Origin of the sequence: Arthrobacter sp. S39 (assembly GCF_004320525.1) — a bacterium.
GTDB lineage: Bacteria > Actinomycetota > Actinomycetes > Actinomycetales > Micrococcaceae > Arthrobacter.
In genome coordinates, this window is sequence record NZ_SIHX01000001.1 from 756,954 (window position 1) to 776,184 (window position 19,231).

The following is a 19,231-nucleotide window of genomic DNA, read 5'->3' on the forward strand; positions in this document are numbered from 1 at the left end:
ACTCAGGAGACCAGAAACACCTTGCACCTCAAAAGCCTTACCGTCCGGGGGTTCAAGTCGTTCGCGTCAGCCACCACCTTCGACTTTGAACCCGGAGTCACCGCAGTGGTGGGGCCGAACGGTTCCGGAAAGTCCAACGTGGTGGACGCGCTCTCCTGGGTCATGGGCGAACAGGGAGCAAAAACGCTGCGCGGCGGCAAAATGGAAGACGTCATTTTCGCCGGGACCTCCGGGCGGCCCCCGCTGGGGCGGGCACACGTCTCCCTGACCATCGACAACGCTGATGGTGCACTCCCGATCGAGTACAGCGAGGTCACCATCTCGCGGACACTCTTCCGCACCGGCGGATCCGAATACGCCATCAATGGTGCCAGCTGCCGGCTTCTCGATATCCAGGAGCTGCTTTCCGATTCCGGCCTGGGCCGGGAAATGCACGTGATCGTCGGCCAGGGCCAGCTGGACAAGGTCCTGCACGCCACCCCCGAGGACCGCCGCGGCTTCATCGAGGAGGCGGCAGGAATCCTGAAACACCGCCGCCGCAAGGAAAAGACCGTCCGCAAGCTGGAGGCGATGCAGGCCAACCTCCAGCGCCTGAGCGACCTCACCGGCGAGATCCGGCGGCAGCTCACCCCGCTGGGCAAGCAGGCCGACGTGGCCCGCCGAGCCCAGCGCGTCCAGTTCGACGTCCGCGACGCACGTGCGCGGCTGCTCGCCGATGACCTGGTCCGGCAGCAGGCGGCCCTCGACAAGGACGTGGCGGATGAGGAGGCGCTGAAGGCCCGCCGCAGCGTCGTCGAGAAGGAACTGGAATCCGGGCGCAGGAAACAGGCCGCCATGGAACAGCTTGCGGCAGAGGCCACCCCGTTGCTCAACGCGGCGCAGGACACCTGGTACAGGCTGTCGGCAGCGCGGGAACGGCTGCGTTCCCTTGGCTCGCTGGCCCGGGAACGCGGCCGCCTGCTTGGAGCCGTGGACGCTGAGCCGTACTCCGGGCGGGACCCTGAACAGCTCGAACGGCAGGCTGCCCGGGTCCGGGACGAACTGACGGAACTTGACCGACACATCCTGGACAGGCGCAGCGCCCTGGAATCAGCGACCGCCGCCAAGACCGGGGCGGAACACGAAGCGGCAATCGAGGACAAGCGGCTGACCGCCGTCCTCCGCGCCGCTGCGGACCGGCGCGAAGGCCTGGCCCGGCTCGCCGGCCAGGTTGGCGCCGCACGGTCGCGGGTGGAATCCGCCCAGGCGGAGCTGGGCAGGCTCCGTGAGTCGCTCGCCGCGGGGCAGGAACGCCGCCGGCAGGCCCAGACGGAGTTCACCGCATTGGAGACCCAGGTGGCGGGGGTCGAGGAAGGCGAGGAGAGCCTCGACGCCGACTATGAGGATGCCAGCGCCGAACTCGACGCCGTCCGTGACGGGATCTCCGCCCTCACCGCCGCCGGCGCGGAGGCGGTCCGCGAACGCGACGCCCTGGCCGCCCGGCGGGATGCGCTCGAACTCGGACTCAACCGCAAGGACGGCACAGCGCATGCGCTCAACGCCGGACTGGACGGCGTCGTTGGCACGCTGGCATCGGACCTCACCATCAGCCCCGGGTACGAGACGGCGATTGCCGCCGCCCTCGGCGACGCCTCCGAAGCGATTGTGGTCCGGGACCCGGCTGTGGCTGCCGAGGTCATGCAGTTCCTGAAGGACGACGACGGCGGTCGCGCCTCGCTGCTGCTGGCGTCAGCAGCTGCCGTGCAGGACCCGGGCGTCCCGCTGAGCGAAACGTTGCCGGCGGGTGCGCGCTGGGCCGTTGACCTTGCCTCTGCGGTGGACGGCAGCAGCCCCGCCGTGGCGGCGCTCCTGGCGGGGGTGGCCGTGGTTGAGGATCTGGACAGCGCCGGCCGGCTGGTTGCCGACAGGCCGGACCTGACGGCGGTGACCCGGGCGGGGGACGTCTTCACGGCGCTGACGGTCACCGGCGGCTCGGCGAAGGCACCGTCCCTGCTGGAGGTGCAGGCCGCCGTCGACGACGCCGGGACGCGGCTCGCCGCCGTCACCGCGGACCTGGAACGGAACAGGTTCGCGCTGGCCGGCGCCGAAGCCCGGCGCACCGAAGCGCAGGCGAGGGCTGATGCCGCCCTGGACCGCCTGCATGAATCGGACGCCCGGCTCGCCGCGGTCGCCGAACGGCTGGGCCACTTGAATTCCGTCCTGCGCAGCGCCGTGGGGGAGAGCGACAGGCTTGCCGCCTCCCTCGCGAAGGCCGAAACCAACGTGGCCAACGAGGAACAAGCGCTCGCAGCCATCACAGAACGGCTGGCCGCGGCGCAGCAGGCGCCGGCCGAAGAGGAACCGTCCACCGAACACCGGGATGCCCTGGCCCTGGCAGCCTCGCAGGCGCGTTCGGCGGAGATGGAAGCCAGGCTGTCGCTGCGCAGCACGGAGGAACAGCTGACGGCCACCCGGAACCGGGCACTGTCGCTGGAACGGGCCGCGGCCACCGAACGCAAGGCGCGGGAAGAAGCCGCTGAACGGGCCCGCCGCCGCCGGATCCAGGCCAGGCGGGCCGCCGCGGTGCAAGGGGGCGTCGAACTGGCCCTGCGTTTCATCGATGTGTCCGTGGAGCTGGCCAGGCAGGAACGCGACCTCGCCGAAGAGAACCGCGAACAGCGCGACCGCGCCCTGCTGGAGATCAGGACCTCCAACGACGCTTTCGCCCGCGAGCTGGCAGAACTCACGGACTCGGTCCACCGGGACGAGCTTGCGCGTGCACAGCAGCGGGCGCGGATCGGAGCGCTCGAAACACGCTCCATCGAGGAACTCGGCATCACCCCGGACCTGCTGGTGGCTGACTTCGGACCGGACGTACCCGTGCCCGTCCCGGCGGATGAAACCCAGGACAAATGGGCAGCCCTCCGGGCACCCGTTGACGACACCGGCGCTCCGGTGATGGAAGGCAAACCGTTTGTCCGGGAGGAGCAGGAGAAACGCCTCCGGAAGGCCGAAAGGGACCTGTCCGCCCTGGGAAAGGTCAACCCGCTGGCACTGGAGGAGTTCGCCGCGCTGGAAGAACGGCACCAATTCCTCAGCACCCAACTGGAGGACCTGAAGTCCAGCCGCAAGGACCTGCTGGATATCATCAAGGAAGTGGACGACCGTGTCCAGCGTGTCTTCGCCGAAGCCTTTGACGACACCCAGGCCCAATTCGTCCGCGTCTTCGCCCGCCTCTTTCCCGGCGGAGAGGGCCGCCTGGTCCTGACGGACCCCTCAGACATGCTCACCACCGGCATCGAGGTGGAGGCGCGTCCTGCCGGCAAGAAGATCAAGCGGCTCTCGCTGCTCTCCGGCGGCGAACGGTCCCTGACCGCCGTCGCCCTGCTGGTGGCCATCTTCAAAGCCCGGCCCTCGCCGTTCTACGTCATGGACGAGGTCGAGGCGGCCCTTGATGACACCAACCTGGGCAGGCTCATCACCATCTTCGAGGAACTCCGCGAGTCCAGCCAGCTGATCGTGATCACGCACCAAAAGCGGACCATGGAAGTGGCTGATGCGCTGTACGGGGTCACCATGCGCGGCGACGGCGTCTCCACCGTCATCAGCCAGCGACTCGGTGCCGAGGTGTAGCGTTCCCGCACGTGGGAGCCGGATGCGCAGAACATCAGGGTGAAACCTTGTGAGAAGCTAGGGGAGTGAATGACATCCTCCCCATTATTCTGTCCATAGTTGCTGCCCTGGCGGTTATTGGTGGGTTGATCCCGGTCTTCCTGAAGGCGCGGAAGAACATCACCCAGTACCCGGGCACCCGCGATGCCAATGACCCGGTCACTCCGCAAGGCGGCGGAACCCTGCTGGAGGACGCCCCCGTGGCGCCGGCGGAACGTACCGCCCCTGCCGGTGTTGACCTCGACGGGCTGGAAACAACCGATGTCCCTGACAACGCGGCGGGCCTGGAAACCATCCAGGTGGAGACCCCGCTTCCCGTTGCCGGCCGGCTGACCCGCCTGCGCGAACGCCTGGTCCGGTCCAACAACATCCTGGGCAAGGGCCTGCTGGCCCTCCTCTCCAGCGACAAGATCGACGAGAACGTCTGGGACGAAGTCGAGGAAACCCTCCTCCTGGCAGACCTCGGAACCGAACCCACCATGCAGCTGGTGGATGCCCTGCGCGAGCGGGTCAAGGTCCTCGGCACGCGGACCCCGGAGCAGGTCAAGGCGCTGCTGCGCGAAGAGCTCATCAAGCTGGTGGATCCCACCATGGACCGCAGCCTGAACACCACCCGCCACGCGGACAAGCCGGCCGTCGTGATGGTGGTTGGGGTCAACGGCGTCGGCAAGACCACCACGGTGGGCAAGCTCGCCCGCGTGCTCGTCGCGGAAGACAAGGACGTGCTGCTGGGTGCGGCAGACACCTTCCGCGCTGCGGCCGCGGAGCAGCTGGCCACGTGGGGCCAGCGGGTGGGAGTCCCCACCGTGAAGTCCGACGTCGACGGCGCCGATCCTGCGTCCGTCGCCTATGAGGCGGTCAAGGCAGGCATCGACCAGGAAGTCGACGTTGTGATGATCGACACCGCCGGACGGCTGCAGAACAAAGTGGGCCTGATGGACGAGCTCGGCAAGGTCAAGCGCGTCATCGAAAAGCTCGCCGAGGTTGATGAGGTGCTGCTGGTCCTGGATGCCACCACCGGCCAGAACGGACTCAACCAGGCACGGGTCTTCTCCGAGGTGGTCAACATCACCGGCATCGTGCTGACCAAGCTGGACGGCACCGCCAAGGGCGGGATCGTCGTCGCCATCCAGAAATCGCTCGGTGTGCCCGTCAAGCTGATCGGCCTGGGCGAGGGCGCCGACGACCTCGCCCCCTTCGAGGCTGAGGGCTTCGTCGACGCGCTGCTGAACTGACGCTCCATCGAGGGGTGGGATCCCGCCGCAGGCTATGGCGGCGGGATCCCACCCTCGATGCGTTTAAGCGGTTCACGCGTGACGGACCAGCTGGCCGCTGCCACGACCAGGATGGCGCCCGTGACGCCGAACGCCCAGCCATAGCCCAGCCGGTCCGCCAGTACACCGGCCAGGATGGGCCCCGCAATGGCGCCGATGTCCGCTGTCATCTGGTAGACGGCCAGGACCTTGCCGCCGGAGCGGCCGGAGCCGATCACGTCCGCGACCGCGGCCTGCTGCGCCGGCCCCAGCAGACCGGAACCGATGCCGGCCAGTGTGGAGGCCAGCAGGAACCAGCCCAGTTCGTGCGTGAAGCCAATGGCGGCAGTGGCCCCGCCGGTGACAAGCAGGCCTGTCACCATCATGGGCTTGCGGCCCAGTGAATCGGCGAGACGGCCGGAGACAGTCAGGGCCGAAGCGTTGCCCGCGGCGAACACTGCCAGCGCAAGTCCGGCCGCCTCCGGCCCCGCGCCGAGGGCCGCAACAGCGAACAGCGGGACCGTCGCCATCCTGACGCCGAACGTTGCCCACCCATTCGCAAAGCTTGAGACGAGCGCCGACCGGTAGGCGCCGACTCCGAGGGCATCTGCCAGCCGCATGTCCGGATTCCGTCCCTTCCCGTGGCCGGCCTCCCTGCGCTCGTGGCTGAGCTGTGTCTGGACGACGGCGGCGGCGACCACCAGCGCCGCGGCGTAGGCGAGGAAAGGCACCCGAAGGCCAAAGCCTGCGAGCAGGCCGCCGACGATCGGGCCGCAGACATTCCCGACAAGGAACGCCGAGGCATAGGCGCCGGACACCCGGCCGCGGCTCTCCGGCGGCGCCAGTCGGATCACCAGTGCCATGGACGCCACGGTAAACATGACCGAACCGATGCCGCCCAGGCCGCGGAACAGCAGCAGTTGCCAGTAGCCCTGCGCGAAGGCGCAGGCAGCAGTGGACGCCGCCACGATCAGGAGTCCCGCAACATAGACCGGGCGTTCACCCCACCGGGCGATCAGGGCCCCTCCGGCCGGGGCGAAGACCAGGCGCATCAGCGCGAAGATGGCCACGATCACAGCGGCCTCGGTATTGCCGACCCCGAAGGTTGTGGCGAATTGTGGCAACACAGGCGCAACAAGCCCGAATCCGAGGGCAATAAGGAACGCTGCGGCCAGCATCACCTTGATGTCGCGCGGAAGTTTGTCCTGCCCCGGCCGCCTCAGGCCCGGAATCCGCGACGTGGCGCCGCTCACAGGGGGTGTAGAGGTCATGGTGCCGGTGTCCTTGAACTTTCGGTTACGGGTGGCTTGCAAGAGGGATGAAACATAACCGTAACAAGCCAGATATGCACCATTTACTTCCTAGAGGTTGTTGTAACAAACGCGCAATCTAAATCCTCCGTGGGCGAAACACAGCGCGACCAGACTCTTTATTAGGACGCATAAGGCGTTGGCAGGCGGAGAGATCCGCAATATCGATCTGAGAGAGGACGTGCACCATGGAACTTACCGCAGGTCACGTATGGCTCATGGTGGCGGCAGCACTCGTGCTGTTTATGACACCGGGTCTGGCATTTTTCTACGGCGGCATGACGCGCGCCAAGGCCGCACTGAACATGATGATGATGAGCTTCATCTCCATCGGCATGGTCGGTGTTGTCTGGGTTCTCTGGGGTGCATCGATGAGCTCCGGCGAAGGATTCCTGCAGATTGTCGGGAACCCGTTCGCAACATTCGGGCTCGAGGGGATCACCACTCCTGACGGCCTCATCAAGGTCGGCTACGCCGCGACCTTCGCCATCATCACCGTTGCCCTGATCAGCGGCGCGATCGCTGACCGCGCCAAGTTCGGCGCCTGGACCGTGTTCGTCCCCGTCTGGGTCACGCTCGTGTACTGCCCGCTTGCCTACATGGTGTGGGGCGGCGGACTCTTCGGCCCCGAAGGTGCCCTGGGCCAGGCGCTCGGCCCGGCCATTGACTTCGCAGGCGGCACCGTGGTGCACATCAACGCCGGCGTCGCAGCCCTCGTGCTGGTGCTCATCATCGGCAACCGCCGCGGCTTCGGCAAGGACCCGAACCACCGCCCGCACAACATCCCGTTCGTGATGCTCGGCGCAGCCATCCTGTGGTTCGGCTGGTTCGGCTTCAACGGCGGCGCCGCCACCACCGCTGAGCAGGGCGGCCTGATCTGGATCAACACGCTCGCAGCCCCGGCAGCAGCGATGCTCGGCTGGCTCATCACCGAACGCATCCGCGACGGCCACCCCACCTCCCTCGGTGCCGCCTCCGGCGTCGTTGCCGGCCTGGTTGCCATCACCCCGGCCTGCGCCAACGTCAGCCCGGTCGGCGCGCTCGGCCTCGGCGTCGTCGCCGGTGTCGCGTCCGCCCTGGCAGTGGGCCTCAAGTTCCGCTGGGGCTTCGATGACTCCCTCGACGTTGTGGGTGTCCACCTCGTGTCAGGCATCATCGGCACCGTTGCACTGGGCTTCATCGCCCTCCCCACCGACGGCGTGGGCGGCGGCCTCTTCTACGGCGGCGGAGCCACCCAGCTGTGGGCCCAGCTCGCAGCAGCCGGCATCGCCATCGCCTACTCGGCCATCCTGACCGCCATCATTGCCCTCGCCATCCACAAGACCATGGGCTTCAGGGTCTCGGATGAGCAGGAAGTAGTGGGCGTTGACCTGAGCCTGCACGCAGAAACGGCTTACGAGTTCGGCGTCGGCGGCCACGGCGGCAGCTTCCAGCCCCTTCACGAACTGATCACCGGCAAGGGAGCCCCGGCAGAGGGCGCAACCGCCGGCGCCAAGAAGACAGAATCAGCAACAGGTAAGGAAAGCGTGGGGGCATGAAACTGATCACAGCAATCGTCAGGCCGGAGAAGCTCGAATCCATCCGGGAAGGCCTGGAAGCCTATGGTGTCCAGGGCCTGACGGTCAGCGCGGCAAGCGGCTACGGCCGGCAACGCGGATACACCGAGGTGTACCGGGGAGCCGAATACAACGTGGACCTCCTGCCGAAGATCAGGGTTGAGGTGCTGGCCACCGACGAGCAGGCCGACGACATCCTGGACGTCATCATCGCAAGTTCCAACACGGGACGCGCAGGTGACGGCAAGGTCTGGACCATGGACGTCTTCGAAGCAGTCCGGGTCCGTACCGGGGAACGCGGCGTAGCTGCAATCTAGCCACCCGGCACGTAACCAGAATCAAAGAGCGGGCAGGAACCTGGAAAGGTTACCTGCCCGCTCTTCTTTTGCGCTCTTACTCTTCCGGCTCCGACCCGGGCCAGTCCGCAGGACCCGACGACCCGGCGTCGTACTCCTGCAGAGGCGCCGTGCCCCGCGACCAGGCCTTGAGGACCGGCTCCACAATCCGCCAGCAGTCCTCGGCAGTGTCCCCGCGGACGGACAGCAGCGGGTCGCCGTTCAGCACGCCCTCCAGCACTTCGCCGTAGGGGAGCAGCTCGGAGGCATTCAGCCTCGCGTGGAGGGTCGCCCGGTCTAGGCTGAAAATGTCGCCGGGGCCGTTCACATCGACGTCGAGGTCCAGGGTGTCCGGTCCAAAGCCGATCCGCAGCCGGTTGGGGGCGTCCACCCCCGTGAAGCCGACGGGCAGATGGGGGACGGGGCGGAACGTCACCACCGCCTCCTTGCGTTTCACGCCCAGGGCCTTGCCGGAGCGCAGGATGAACGGGACGCCCCGCCAGCGCCAATTGTCGATCTCCACGGTGAGTTCCGCGAGCGTCTCGGTACCGCGGGAAGGGTCGACGCCTTCCTCCTTGGCGTAGTCCGGAACCTGCTTGCCGGACAGTTCCCCGGCGGAGTACCTCGCCCGCCGGGTGGACCGCGCGTACGGTGCCTTGACGCTGCTGGCACGCAGCACCGTGGAGACAGCGTCGCGCAGGTCGCGTTCGCCGACGCTGGCCGGCGGTTCGATGGCCATCAGCGCCATGATCTGCAGCAGGTGGCTCTGGATCATGTCCCGCAGGGCACCCGCATTATCGTAGTATCGCGCCCGCCCCTCCAAGGCGAGGTCCTCGTCAAAAATGATCTCCACCTTCTCCACATGCTCCCGGTTCCAGACCGGTTCCAGGAAGTTGTTGGCAAAGCGCAGGCCCAGGATGTTCAAGACCGTTGCCTTGCCAAGGAAATGGTCCACCCGGTGGATGTGGTCTTCGGGGACCAATGCCGTGAGTGTCCGGTTGAGGGAGCGGGCGGATGCCTCGCCCGAGCCGAACGGCTTCTCCATCACCAGGCGCGTCCCGGCCGGTACCTGGCCAGGCTTGAGGGTTTCACAGGCCCGTTGGCTGACCTGCGGGGGAAGGGCGAAATAGACGGCGGCCGGCGCGTCCAGCGAAGCCAGTAAGGAGGCAAGCGGCCCGTCCGCTGTGACGTCCAGCTGATGGTAGGAGGTGCCGGCCTCCATGGCCGCCAAAGCCTTCCTTCCGGCGGCGTCGGCGGACTCGGAGGAGGCGGCGAAGGCATCGTGGACCCGGGCCTGCCACTGTTCCGGAGTCCACGCATCGGAGCCGGCCCCCACCAGTTTGAGGCCCTCCGCGCGTCCCTTCGCCACAAGCCGGGCGAGCCCGGGAAGCAGCAGGCGCCCCGTGAGATCGCCGGAAGCACCAAGAATGAGCAGGGTTTTTACAGTCGTTAGGCTCGTCACCTTAGCCAGCATGCCATCTTGAAGGTCCGTCTTGGTACCCTAGATAGTCGAGTCCCGTCGCCGAAGCAGTTGGAAACAACAGCCGAGGCGCTGGTGTGCCGCAGGGCCGCCATCCGTCCATCCACTGAAAGAAGTGCACGGCGCGTGTTCAATTCACTCTCTGACCGGTTGACAGCAACCTTCAAGAATCTCCGTGGCAAGGGCCGCCTCACCGAGGCCGATGTCGATGCCACAGTCCGGGAGATCCGCCGCGCCCTGCTGGACGCCGACGTTGCCGTTCCGGTGGTGCGCGAATTCACTGCCCGTGTCCGCGAGCGGGCCCTTGGCGAAGAGGTCTCCGGTGCGCTGAATCCCAGCCAGCAGATTGTCAAGATCGTCAACGACGAACTGGTTGAGATCCTCGGCGGCGAGACCCGCAGGATCCGCCTGGCCAAGACCGGCCCCACCGTCATCATGCTCGCCGGCCTCCAGGGTGCAGGTAAAACCACCCTTGCCGGCAAGCTCGCCAAATGGCTTAAGGCGCAGGGCCACAGCCCCATCCTGGTCGCCTGCGACCTCCAGCGCCCCAACGCCGTCACCCAGCTCCAGGTGGTGGGCAAGCGAGCCGGCGTACCGGTCTTCGCACCCCACCCCGGCGCCACGCACGAGCTGGAGCACCCCGCGGGCGATCCCGTGGCCGTGGCCCGCGCCGGTGTCGAGGAAGCCCGCCAGAAGCTCCACGATGTGGTGATCGTTGACACCGCCGGACGCCTGGGCGTAGACGCCGACATGATGGAACAGGCACGGCAGATCCGCCGTGCCATCGTTCCCAACGAAGTGCTGTTCGTGATCGACTCCATGATCGGCCAGGACGCCGTGAACACGGCGGTCGCCTTCGATGAGGGTGTCAACTTCACCGGCATCGTGCTCTCCAAGCTCGACGGCGACGCCCGCGGCGGTGCCGCCCTCTCCGTCGCGTCGGTCACCGGCAAGCCGGTCATGTTTGCCTCGACCGGCGAAGGCGTGGACGACTTTGAACTGTTCCACCCGGACCGGATGGCATCCCGCATCCTGGACATGGGTGACGTCCTGACCCTGATCGAGCAGGCTGAAAAGAACTGGGACAAGGATGAAGCGGCCCGGATGGCGAAGAAATTCGCCGACCAGGAAGACTTCACCCTGGACGACTTCCTGGCGCAGATGCAGCAGATCCGCAACATGGGCTCCATGAAGAAAATGCTCATGATGATGCCCGGCGCGCAGAACATCCGCCAGCAGCTGGAGCAGTTCGATGAGCGGGAGATCGACCGCGTCGAGGCAATCGTCCGGTCCATGACGCCGCACGAACGCGTTGCCCCCAAGATCATCAACGGCTCCCGCCGGGCACGCATTGCCCGCGGCTCGGGCGTGCACGTCTCAGAAGTCAACGGACTGCTCGAGCGCTTTGCCCAGGCCCAGAAGATGATGAAGAAGATGGCCCAGGGCGGCGGCATGCCCGGTATGCCGGGCATGCCCGGCATGGGTGGCCCCGGCGGCGGCGCACGCAAGGGCGCCAAGAACACCCCGAAGAAGAAGGCCCGGTCCGGCAACCCGGCCAAGGCAGCCCAGGAACTCAGGGACGCCGAGGCCCGGCGCGCCGGAGCAGCGAAGGCGCTCCCCACAGGGGCGGCCTTTGGCCAGCAGTCCGGCGACTTCGATCCTTCGCAGCTCAACCTGCCCAAGGGCTTCGACAAGTTCCTCGGCAAATAACCACGTACCCAACCGGGTCGCGCTAACTGACGTTTTGAGCGGTGTAAACGACACTTGGCGCTACTTGGTTGGGATGCGGGGGCCGTGGAATAGGGTTGGGTCATGTTCAAGCAGAGGGTAGTGTTCGTGCACGGCGCCGGAAGCTTCGGCTCGGCTGCCTGGCCCCGGCAGCACGGCATGGCACTGGCCTACGACGCCCTGTTCCTGCGGCGGCACGGCTTCGATCCTGTGGCAGAACCGGTGGAATCGTCCTTCACCGAGGACACCGCGATCGTCCTGAGGTCCCTTGCCGACGACGGCCGGGGAGCCGCCGGTGGCCACATTGTGGCGCATTCCCAGGGCGCGATCTCGGCGATGATGGCCGCCGTCGAACGCCCGGACCTGGTGTATTCGCTGACGCTGGTGGAGCCGGCCTGCCTGTCCCTGACGGCGGAGCTGCCGGCGACGGCGGCGCACCGGGAACTCATGCAGCCGCTCTTTGATGTCCGTCACCAACTGGGTGATGAGGATTTCCAGCGGGAGTTTATCCGCCGCGTCTACGCGGCGGACCTTGAGGAGCCGGCCACACAGGAGGAAAAAAGGTCCGCGCGGCGGCTACGGCTTCAGGCGCCCTCCTGGGAAGCGCCGCTGCAGATCGTTCCCGGTGTCCCCACCCTGGTCCTGACGGGCGGCTGGGAACCCCTTTACGAAGAGATCGCCGGGTACCTCAGGGAAACAGGCGCCCTGCACCGCCACGCCGCGGGAGGTCACCGCCCCCAGGATTCCCCCGAAGGCGACCGCTACATCCGCTCATTCATAGCCGACGTCAGCCGGCGGCGGCAGCTCCGGGCGTCCTGACCCGCGTATTTTGTTGAGGTGCAACCGTCCGGCCAGCCCCCAAATGCCGGCCGGACGGAGCCTCAAGCCCGCTGGCGGCGGGCGGCTTCGGGTACCTCCAGGTCAGGCAGGTAGACCTTTCCGCCGGCCGCGAGGAACTCCTCGCTCTTCTCGCGCATCCCGGCCGCCATTTCCGCCAGGGCAGCCTGTGATTCCGCTGAGCCATACTCATCCCGGATGTCCTGGCTGATCCGCATGGAGCAGAATTTCGGGCCGCACATGGAGCAGAAGTGGGCCGTCTTCGCCGGCTCGGCCGGCAGTGTCTCGTCGTGGAACGCTTCCGCGGTCACCGGATCCAGGGACAGTGCGAACTGGTCCCGCCAGCGGAACTCGAACCGGGCCTTGGAGAGGGCGTCGTCGCGTTCATGCGCGCCGGGGTGCCCTTTGGCGAGGTCGGCGGCGTGGGCGGCGATCTTGTACGTGATCACACCGGTTTTCACATCGTCCTTGTTCGGCAGGCCGAGGTGTTCCTTGGGCGTGACGTAGCAGAGCATGGCGGTGCCGTAGCGGGCGATTTCCGTGGCGCCGATGGCCGAGGTGATGTGGTCGTAGCCAGGTGCTATGTCCGTCACCAGGGGCCCGAGCGTGTAGAAAGGGGCTCCCTTGCACAGCTCCTGCTGGCGTTCCACGTTCTCGCGGACAAGGTGGAACGGCACGTGGCCCGGGCCCTCCACCATGACCTGAACGTCGAACTCCCAGGCGCGCTGGGTCAGTTCCGCGAGCGTGTCCAGTTCGGCGAACTGTGCGGCGTCGTTCGCGTCTGCCGTGGCACCCGGCCGCAGTCCGTCGCCGAGCGAGAACGCGACGTCGTACTTGGCGAAGATTTCGCACAGCTCGTCGAAGTGCGTGTACAGGAAGTTTTCCTGGTGGTGGGCCAGGCACCAGCCGGCCATGATGGAGCCGCCCCTGGAGACGATGCCGGTGACGCGGTTGGCCGTCAGCGGCACATAACGCAGCAGGACGCCGGCGTGGATGGTCATATAGTCCACGCCCTGCTCGCACTGCTCAATCACGGTGTCGCGGAAGATTTCCCACGTCAGCTTGTTGGCCTCGCCGTTGACCTTCTCCAGCGCCTGGTAGATGGGCACGGTGCCGATGGGCACGGGGGAGTTGCGGATGATCCATTCACGGGTGGTGTGGATGTCATCCCCCGTGGACAGGTCCATCACGGTATCGGCGCCCCACTGGGTGGCCCACTGGAGTTTGTCCACTTCCTCGGCGATGGAGCTCGTCACGGCCGAGTTGCCGATGTTGGCGTTGATCTTCACCAGGAAAGCCTTGCCAATGATCATCGGCTCGGATTCCGGGTGGTTGATGTTGTTGGGGATGATCGCACGGCCCGCGGCCACTTCGCTGCGGACCAGCTCCACGTCGCAGTTTTCGCGGAGGGCGACGAACTGCATCTCGGGTGTGATGACCCCGTGCTTCGCGTAGTGCATCTGGGTGACGGTCCGGCCTTCGACGGCGCGCCGGGGCACCGGCTGTGCCCCCTTCCACTCCGCGGACGCAGCGCCGCGGCGCACGGCGGACTTGCCGTCGTCGAGCAGGTTCCGTTCCCGGCCGCTGTAGGGCTCCGTGTCACCGCGGGCCTCGATCCACTCGGAGCGGAACGGGTTGAGGCCCACCACCGGATCGCTGCCCGGGCCGGCGGTGCGGTAGGTCCGGAAAGGACCGTTCGCCTCGCCATTGGGCGACGGCTCCAGCGCGATCTCGGTCACCGGCACCCGGATCCCCGTGGCTTCGTCGTTGATGAAGGCCAGCGAGTGGGACTTCAGCGACTGGGTTTCAGAGGCGGCCGCCCCATTTTGGGCAGGGATCAGCTGTGTTTCTTGTGTACTCAATGAATACTCACTTCCTTCGCCGGCATTACCCGGACAGGTTCAACGGTCGCAGGCTGCGTCAGCCCGATCTCAGCCCCTGCAAGGGCTCCCGTGTGGTCTAGATGAAGCTACCACAGGTCCGCGCGGGGCGTCCCTGCCGCGACCGCACGGTCTTTTCGCGGATTAGGCTGGTGCCATGGCCGGAATCATCGAATTTAGCGGAACTGTGCTCACCGGACCGGACAGGGAACGGCAGGGGCTGTGGTCCGTCGACGGCCGCCTCACGTTCCACCGGCCCGCCACCACACCGGATGTTGTGCTCGACGGCTGGGTCCTCCCCGGGTTCGTTGATGCCCACTGCCACATCGGCCTGGGACCCGGCGGCGCGGTGCCGGATGAGGTGGCCGAAGAACAGGCCCGCACCGACCGCGACGCCGGCACCCTCCTGGTCCGCGACGCCGGCGGAGCGAGCGACACACGCTGGCTGCAGCAGCGCCACGACATGCCCCGGCTCATCCGCGCGGGGCGGCACATTGCCCGCTCCCGGCGCTATCTGCGGGACTTCGCCGTCGAGGTGGAGCCTGATGGCCTGGTGGAGGCGGTGCGCAAGCAGGCGCGGGCCGGCGACGGCTGGGTCAAGCTCGTGGGGGACTGGATCGACCGCGGCGCCGGCGACCTCGCGCCGTCGTTTCCCGACGCCGTCGTCCGTGACGCCGTGCAGGCGGCGCATGACGAGGGCGCCCGCGTGACCGCCCACTGCTTCGCCGAAGACACCCTGGACCAGATGCTCGACGCCGGCATCGACTGCATCGAGCACGCCACCGGTCTGCTGCCCCGCCACCTTCCGCGGCTCGCCGGGCAGGGCGTGCCCATTGTGCCGACCCTGATCAACATCGACACCTTCCCCGACATCGCCCGCCAGGCGGAATCGAAATTCCCGCGCTACGCCGCCCACATGCGCGCGCTGTGGGAGCGCCGGGCCGAACGGGTGCTGGAAGCGTTTGAGGCCGGCGTAACGATTTATGCGGGGACTGACGCCGGCAGCGTCATCCGGCACGGGCGGATCGCCGACGAAATCCTGGCGCTGCACCGGGCAGGCCTGCCTCCGGCGGCGGCTCTGGACGCAGCCTGCTGGGGCGCGCGGAGTTGGCTGGGTGCTGGCGGGATCTCCGAAGATGCCAGCGCGGACGTGGTGGTCTGCCGGGAAGACCCGCGGGAGGTGCCTACTACCGTCGCCTCGCTCACGAACGTTGTGTTGCGCGGAGAACTGATCCGCTGACGGTTGAAGATCACACCGGCGCCACTGGGAATAAATTGAAGCTTCAAGTAATTTAGATTGGTAGAGGCCACCGAAACCCGGCGGCCACCGGACCGGGAGTTTTCGATGACCGCAGAATCCACCAGCCAGGACCTTCTACCTGCCGAGCTCACCATGGGTACCGTGATGCTAAAGGTGGGCGACATGAATCTCATGACCGACTACTACCAGCGCGCGCTTGGTCTCGAGGTGGTGGCCGAACAGGACGGCGGGCTCTATCTGGGCCGGCTCGGAAAGCCACTGGTCCATCTCGCTGCCGCCCCCGGGCTGAACCTTCCCGGCCGGGGAGAAGCCGGCCTGTTCCACACGGCCCTGCTCTTTGAGGACCAGGCAGCCTTGGCGGCCACCGTCGCGTCCGCAGCCCAATACGAGCCGCGCTCCTTCACGGGCAGCGCGGACCACCTGGTCAGTGAAGCCTTCTACTTCAACGATCCGGAGGGCAACGGCATCGAGCTCTACTGGGACCGGCCGCGCAAAAACTGGTCGTGGAACGGGACTGAGGTGGTCATGGACAGCCTGGCCCTGCCTCCCCGGCGCTACCTGGAGCAGCACCTCACCCAGGAGTCAGTCGAGGGCCAGCAGCGGACGGCCGCCGGAGTGGGGCACGTCCACCTCCAGGTCGGCGACGTCCATACCGCCCAGGACTTCTATGTGGGCACGCTGGGGTTCGAAAAGACCGCGGGCTGGCACGGGCAGGCGCTTTTTGTTTCAGCCGGCCGCTACCACCACCACATGGCCATGAATGTCTGGAACAGCCGCGGCGCCGGTCCCCGGAAAGATACGCTCGGCCTCGGTGAGGTGCTCATCGAAGTGCCGTCCGGAGACGACGTCGGAGCCCTTGCCGACCGGCTGAAGGCCGCCGGCCTGTCCAGCCACCACACCGGAGCGGAGCTGCGCTTCGAAGATCCCTGGCGCAACCGCATCCGGGTCGCTGTCCGCTAGCCAGGTGCGGCTGCCGGTTGTGCGCCAGGCGGTGTACTAGGCTGATCCCGAACGGCCGGGGCAGCCCGTGAAGCTGCCCGCCAGGGCCGCACCGTCGACGGAATGAGGGCGATTCCCATGGGCTTCACCGAGATCTTTGTTTCAACCCACGACGCCGCGCTGAAGCGTGCCGGGATCCTGGACGACGGCGGTTCCCCCGCCGCTGCCGGTCTTCGGATCCCCGGGATCAGCGACTTCGAGATTGAACAGCTCGGGGATCTCGCCGGCGCCGCCGTGCACGCCGGGGGAGCGGATTACGAGCTGGCCATGGTTGACGTGGCCAGTGATTCACTGCTCGGGGTTCCCCCTGCCATGGTCAGGGCCCTGGCGGAACTGCTCAGCTACGAAACCGAAGGCGAAGGCAACGTGCTGGACGATGTCGCCGAACAATGGGCGGCCCAGGACGACATGCCGTTTGATGCCTCAGAGGCCAGGAAATACGTGCAGCAGCTCGCGGAGCTGGCGGGTGCAGTTGACGACGCCGACCGCACGGGGCTGTACGTCTGGTCGTCCTGAGGCTCCCGCTGCCCTGCCGCAGGTCCGGCGGATCCGCGCCAAGTCGAAATCCGGGCCCTGATCTGGCACAATAAACAGGTACTCGATCCGCGTGGCCCCTCTCTCCGCGTCCGGATCCTGTCCTTCGAACCCTCAAGTATGGCCCGCCCCACGGGTGCAGAACGTCGGGTTCACCCCTTTTCTGAAACAGGAGTGACCACAAAAGTGGCCGTAAAGATTCGCCTTAAGCGCTTTGGCAAGATGCGCGCACCGTATTACCGCATCGTCGTTGCAGACTCACGCACCAAGCGTGATGGCCGTGCAATCGAAGAAATCGGCAAGTACCACCCCACCGAAGAGCCCTCATACATCGAGGTTGACTCCGAGCGTGCCCAGTACTGGCTCGGCGTCGGCGCACAGCCGTCCGAGCAGGTTGCCGCGATCCTCAAGATCACCGGTGACTGGCAGAAGTTCAAGGGCCTCCCGGGCCAGGAAGGCACCCTGAAGACCAAAGCTCCGAAGGTTGCCTTTGTTGCTCCGGAGAAGGGTTCCGTGATCATCCCGGAAGCGATCACCAAGAAGTCCAAGCAGTCTGACGCCCCGGCCGAGGCCGAAGCAGAGACCACCGAGGCTGAGTAGATTGCTGGCTGAAGCGCTCGAACACCTGGTCCGCGGAATCGTTGATTCCCCGGAAGACGTCAAGGTCACCTCGAAGAACAACCGCCGTGGGGACACCCTCGAGGTGCGCGTTCATCAGGACGATCTCGGACGGGTGATCGGCCGCCAGGGCCGCACGGCACGCGCATTGCGCACCGTTGTGGCGGCACTGGCTGACGGCGAGCCGGTAAGGGTCGACGTCGTCGACACCGACCGCCGCCGCTAAAGCGCTCGGCAGTATCAGTTTTTTGCTCCGGCCCTTCCACCAACGGTGGAGGGGCCGGAGTGCTTTCACCATCACGCCTAATCCGGCACAACCATGAACAGAGGAACAGATGCAGCTTCAGGTGGCACGAATCGGCAAACCGCATGGAATCCGTGGGGAAGTGACGGTCCAAGTGCTGACTGACGCGCCGGCGGACCGGTTCGTTCCGGGCACCGAGTTCGTGGTGGAACCTGCCTCAGTTGGTCCCCTGACCGTGGTCAGTGCCCGCTGGAACAAGGACATCCTGCTCCTCGCCTTCGACGGGATCGAGACGCGGAACGAAGCTGAGACCCTCCGCGGCGCCAAACTCTTCATCGAAACCGAAGAGCTGGACGAAGATGACGACGAAGGCTGGTACGAGCACGAGCTGGTGGGCCTCGAGGCGCGGGTCGGCTCCCAGGTGGTGGGCAAGATCGCAGCCCTGCACACCATGCCCGTCCAGGACCTGCTGGTGGTCGAAGCCCCGGACGGCAAGGAAATCCTGATTCCGTTCGTGGAGCAGATCGTCCCCGAGGTCAACGTTGCCGAAGGGTTTGTCCTGCTGACTCCGCCGGATGGCCTGTTTGACGTCAACGCCGACGACGCCGGTGCCGCCGGACCGGGGGACAACGCCTAGATGAGAATCGACGTCGTCAGCATCTTCCCGGAATATCTGGCGCCCCTGGAGCTGTCCCTCATCGGCAAGGCCCGCCAGGATGGCCTGCTGGACCTGCAGGTCCATGACCTGCGCGACTTCACCACGGACAAGCACCGCGCCGTGGACGACACCCCCTACGGCGGCGGCGCCGGTATGGTGATGAAGGCCGAACCCTGGGCCCAGGCCCTGGCGTCCGTGGCTGCGGCCAGCGAAGGCAAAGCAGCCAAGCCCGTGCTGATCGTCCCGTCGCCTGCGGGGGAGCGCTTCAGCCAGGCGCTGGCGTACGAGCTGGCCGAGGAGGAACAGCTCGTCTTCGCCTGCGGACGCTACGAGGGCATCGATGAACGCGTCATCGAATGGGCGGAAGAACACTTTACGGTGCGGCCCATGAGCCTGGGCGACTACGTCCTGAACGGCGGCGAAGTGGCCGTGCTGGCCATGGTGGAAGCCATTGGCCGGTTGCTGCCCGGTGTTGTCGGCAACCCCGATTCCCTGGTGGAGGAGTCACATTCGGACGGGCTGCTCGAATACCCCGTCTACACCAAACCGTCCATCTGGCGGGACCGCGAAGTGCCGGCCGTACTCCTGAGCGGCAACCATGGGAAGATCGCGCAGTGGCGCCGCCATGAGCAGTACCGCAGGACGGCCGAGCGCCGTCCCGACCTGCTGGACACGTTCGACGCCGGGAAGCTGCCCCGCGCGGACCGTACGGCATTCGCGGACCTGGGATACGACGTCGTCGACGGTCATCTCCGTCCCCGGCCCGCCGCACCCAACTGACGGGTGCACGCCCATGGCTGGGATTGGCTGTAAGCCCCGGGATGTGGCAAAATTAGTCCTTGTGTCTGCTGGGTCCGCACCTGCTACAGGGGGAGCGCAACCAACAG

General features: G+C 66.7%; 16 protein-coding genes and 1 riboswitch. Of the genes, 13 read left to right on the plus strand and 3 right to left on the minus strand.

All coding sequences use genetic code 11. The features are described 5' to 3' along the window. The first annotated feature begins 21 nt into the window (after positions 1-21). Positions 22-3,612 (plus strand): chromosome segregation protein SMC, encoded by a 3,591-nt coding sequence (gene smc, locus EYS21_RS03575; protein WP_131131782.1) that lies wholly within the window; start codon positions 22-24, stop codon positions 3,610-3,612. A 65-nt stretch (positions 3,613-3,677) separates the two neighbouring features. Then, positions 3,678-4,886, plus strand: coding sequence for a signal recognition particle-docking protein FtsY (gene ftsY, locus EYS21_RS03580; RefSeq protein WP_131131783.1), 1,209 nt, complete (start codon positions 3,678-3,680; stop codon positions 4,884-4,886). Positions 4,887-4,918: 32 nt separating this feature from the next. On the opposite strand, the gene EYS21_RS03585 is transcribed toward ftsY, so the two are convergent. Further along, positions 4,919-6,175, minus strand: a complete 1,257-nt coding sequence (locus EYS21_RS03585; RefSeq protein ID WP_131131784.1) for an MFS transporter — start codon at positions 6,173-6,175, stop codon at positions 4,919-4,921. A 227-nt stretch (positions 6,176-6,402) separates the two neighbouring features. Here EYS21_RS03585 and EYS21_RS03590 point away from each other — a divergent pair, with 227 nt between their 5' ends. Beyond that, on the plus strand, positions 6,403-7,752 hold the full coding sequence (locus EYS21_RS03590; RefSeq protein WP_131131785.1) for an ammonium transporter: 1,350 nt from the start codon (positions 6,403-6,405) through the stop codon (positions 7,750-7,752). Continuing rightward, positions 7,749-8,087 (plus strand): P-II family nitrogen regulator, encoded by a 339-nt coding sequence (locus tag EYS21_RS03595; RefSeq protein ID WP_131131786.1) that lies wholly within the window; start codon positions 7,749-7,751, stop codon positions 8,085-8,087. Before EYS21_RS03590 ends, EYS21_RS03595 begins: the two co-directional genes overlap by 4 nt. 76 nt (positions 8,088-8,163) lie before the next feature. Here the strand turns inward: EYS21_RS03595 and EYS21_RS03600 are convergent, their stop codons facing one another. Further along, complete coding sequence (locus EYS21_RS03600; RefSeq protein WP_131131787.1) at positions 8,164-9,567, minus strand: glucose-6-phosphate dehydrogenase; 1,404 nt, start codon at positions 9,565-9,567, stop codon at positions 8,164-8,166. Positions 9,568-9,711: 144 nt separating this feature from the next. On the opposite strand from EYS21_RS03600, the gene ffh reads away from it, so the two are divergent. Continuing rightward, positions 9,712-11,295: a signal recognition particle protein gene (gene ffh, locus EYS21_RS03605; protein WP_131131788.1), complete on the plus strand. Its 1,584-nt coding sequence runs from the start codon at positions 9,712-9,714 to the stop codon at positions 11,293-11,295. A gap of 102 nt (positions 11,296-11,397) precedes the next feature. Further along, positions 11,398-12,132, plus strand: a complete 735-nt coding sequence (locus EYS21_RS03610; protein WP_131131789.1) for an alpha/beta hydrolase — start codon at positions 11,398-11,400, stop codon at positions 12,130-12,132. A gap of 62 nt (positions 12,133-12,194) precedes the next feature. On the opposite strand, the gene thiC is transcribed toward EYS21_RS03610, so the two are convergent. Then, positions 12,195-14,012, minus strand: a complete 1,818-nt coding sequence (gene thiC, locus EYS21_RS03615; RefSeq protein WP_131131790.1) for a phosphomethylpyrimidine synthase ThiC — start codon at positions 14,010-14,012, stop codon at positions 12,195-12,197. Next, positions 14,007-14,114, minus strand: a riboswitch (TPP riboswitch). Its footprint overlaps the gene before it by 6 nt. A 73-nt stretch (positions 14,115-14,187) precedes the next feature. Here thiC and EYS21_RS03620 point away from each other — a divergent pair. The 7 genes from EYS21_RS03620 (at position 14,188) to trmD (ending at position 19,124) form a co-directional block, all read left to right on the plus strand. Continuing rightward, complete coding sequence (locus EYS21_RS03620) at positions 14,188-15,270, plus strand: amidohydrolase family protein (RefSeq protein ID WP_131131791.1); 1,083 nt, start codon at positions 14,188-14,190, stop codon at positions 15,268-15,270. A gap of 105 nt (positions 15,271-15,375) precedes the next feature. Continuing rightward, positions 15,376-16,251, plus strand: coding sequence for a VOC family protein (locus tag EYS21_RS03625; RefSeq protein ID WP_131131792.1), 876 nt, complete (start codon positions 15,376-15,378; stop codon positions 16,249-16,251). A gap of 117 nt (positions 16,252-16,368) precedes the next feature. After that, positions 16,369-16,806: a hypothetical protein gene (locus EYS21_RS03630; RefSeq protein ID WP_207307671.1), complete on the plus strand. Its 438-nt coding sequence runs from the start codon at positions 16,369-16,371 to the stop codon at positions 16,804-16,806. A gap of 204 nt (positions 16,807-17,010) precedes the next feature. After that, entirely contained in the window at positions 17,011-17,424 is a 414-nt protein-coding gene (gene rpsP / locus EYS21_RS03635; RefSeq protein ID WP_131131794.1) for a 30S ribosomal protein S16, read from the plus strand. Position 17,425: 1 nt separating this feature from the next. Further along, a complete protein-coding gene (locus EYS21_RS03640; RefSeq protein WP_066292169.1) occupies positions 17,426-17,668 on the plus strand; it encodes an RNA-binding protein in 243 nt (80 codons plus the stop codon). Between the two features lie 109 nt (positions 17,669-17,777). Further along, positions 17,778-18,323 carry a ribosome maturation factor RimM gene (rimM, locus tag EYS21_RS03645; RefSeq protein ID WP_131131795.1) on the plus strand — a complete coding sequence of 182 codons (546 nt, stop codon included), beginning with the start codon at positions 17,778-17,780 and terminating at the stop codon, positions 18,321-18,323. Beyond that, on the plus strand, positions 18,324-19,124 hold the full coding sequence (gene trmD, locus EYS21_RS03650; RefSeq protein ID WP_131131796.1) for a tRNA (guanosine(37)-N1)-methyltransferase TrmD: 801 nt from the start codon (positions 18,324-18,326) through the stop codon (positions 19,122-19,124). Positions 19,125-19,231: the final 107 nt, after the last annotated feature.

Excerpts from the sequence above, each read along its gene's own strand:
- EYS21_RS03585 (WP_131131784.1), bottom strand. The coding sequence starts at position 6,175 with ATGACCTCTACACCCCCTGTGAGCGGCGCCACGTCGCGGATTCCGGGC.
- EYS21_RS03590 (WP_131131785.1), top strand. The coding sequence starts at position 6,403 with ATGGAACTTACCGCAGGTCACGTATGGCTCATGGTGGCGGCAGCACTC.
- EYS21_RS03595 (WP_131131786.1), top strand. The coding sequence starts at position 7,749 with ATGAAACTGATCACAGCAATCGTCAGGCCGGAGAAGCTCGAATCCATC.
- EYS21_RS03610 (WP_131131789.1), top strand. The coding sequence starts at position 11,398 with ATGTTCAAGCAGAGGGTAGTGTTCGTGCACGGCGCCGGAAGCTTCGGC.
- EYS21_RS03620 (WP_131131791.1), top strand. The coding sequence starts at position 14,188 with ATGGCCGGAATCATCGAATTTAGCGGAACTGTGCTCACCGGACCGGAC.
- EYS21_RS03625 (WP_131131792.1), top strand. The coding sequence starts at position 15,376 with ATGACCGCAGAATCCACCAGCCAGGACCTTCTACCTGCCGAGCTCACC.
- EYS21_RS03630 (WP_207307671.1), top strand. The coding sequence starts at position 16,369 with ATGGGCTTCACCGAGATCTTTGTTTCAACCCACGACGCCGCGCTGAAG.
- rimM (WP_131131795.1), top strand. The coding sequence starts at position 17,778 with ATGCAGCTTCAGGTGGCACGAATCGGCAAACCGCATGGAATCCGTGGG.
- trmD (WP_131131796.1), top strand. The coding sequence starts at position 18,324 with ATGAGAATCGACGTCGTCAGCATCTTCCCGGAATATCTGGCGCCCCTG.